The organism is Oleiphilus sp. HI0132, from assembly GCF_001635845.1.
Genome location: NZ_LWGJ01000486.1, coordinates 1 through 953, shown reverse-complemented (window position 1 = coordinate 953; position 953 = coordinate 1). Strand labels below are relative to the sequence as shown.

The 953-nt window shown below is 44.5% G+C and carries 2 protein-coding genes; one reads left to right on the top strand and one right to left on the bottom strand.

Going from position 1 to position 953, the window contains the following annotated elements; translation table 11 throughout:
* Window positions 1-29: 29 nt before the first annotated feature.
* Window positions 30-527: a ribonuclease E activity regulator RraA gene (rraA, locus tag A3766_RS05900; protein ID WP_068511588.1), complete on the top strand. Its 498-nt coding sequence runs from the start codon at window positions 30-32 to the stop codon at window positions 525-527.
* 81 nt (window positions 528-608) lie between these two features.
* Here rraA and A3766_RS05895 read toward each other — a convergent pair whose 3' ends face one another.
* The gene (locus A3766_RS05895; protein WP_068507473.1) at window positions 609-920 is read right to left on the bottom strand and encodes a PilZ domain-containing protein; all 312 of its coding nucleotides are present in this window, start codon (window positions 918-920) and stop codon (window positions 609-611) included.
* Between the last annotated feature and the right edge of the window lie 33 nt (window positions 921-953).

Genomic DNA, 953 nt, shown 5'->3' with positions numbered 1-953 from the left:
TCTAATGTATTGAAACGAGGAGAAAAACATTGAGCAATACAAAAATCATTACGCCAGACTTGTGCGACGAGTACCCGGATTTAGTTCAGGTCTTGGAACCGATGATGAACAATTACGGTGCAATCGATGCCTTTGGTGGCGAAATTGTTACGGTAAAGTGTTTTGAAGATAACTCTATCGTCAAAGAACAGGTGGGTTTACCTGGCGAAGGGCGAGTGATGGTTGTTGATGGCGGTGGTTCAATGCGTAATGCCTTGTTAGGTGATATGTTGGCTGAGAAAGCAGCTGCGAACGGCTGGTCTGGTTTGGTTATTTACGGCTGCATTCGTGATGTTGATGTGATCGGGCAGACGCAGCTAGGTGTTCAGGCAATGAACACTAATCCGCGTAAAACTGAAAAGCGTGGTATTGGTGATCTGAATGTTCCGGTCACCTTTGGTGGCGTAACCTTTACACCAGGTCACTACGTTTATGCCGATAATAATGGTGTTATTGTTTCGCCTGAAAAGTTGGAAATGCCAGCCTAGTAGAGACTTTAGCGAACACATAAAAAAGCCCGTGAGAAAAACGCTCACGGGCTTTTTTATGTGCTTATGAAATTGCTTCGCCTAACTCGCGATTTCTACAATTTCTGCGCCTACTTGAAAAGTATTTTCGTCGACCTGTGTGCAGCGTAGTACTTTTACGGTTGCATCCAGAGCGGGAAACGCATCGTTGCTTGAAGGAAGCGATGTCCGGCAAGTTGCTCCTGCTGTTAGTTCTTCTTCTACTTCTATTAACATGCCTGCGCCACTAAGGTCACGGCAATAACCATTTACTTTGATGTCCGAGTTATCAACGGCTAGAGTGATTTCAGTATCGACTCTCATTCTGATGAAATCGCGTTTTTCATCCCAGGTACGGCTATACAGGTTATTCATCTATTCAACACCTCTTATGGATAAATGTCTCAC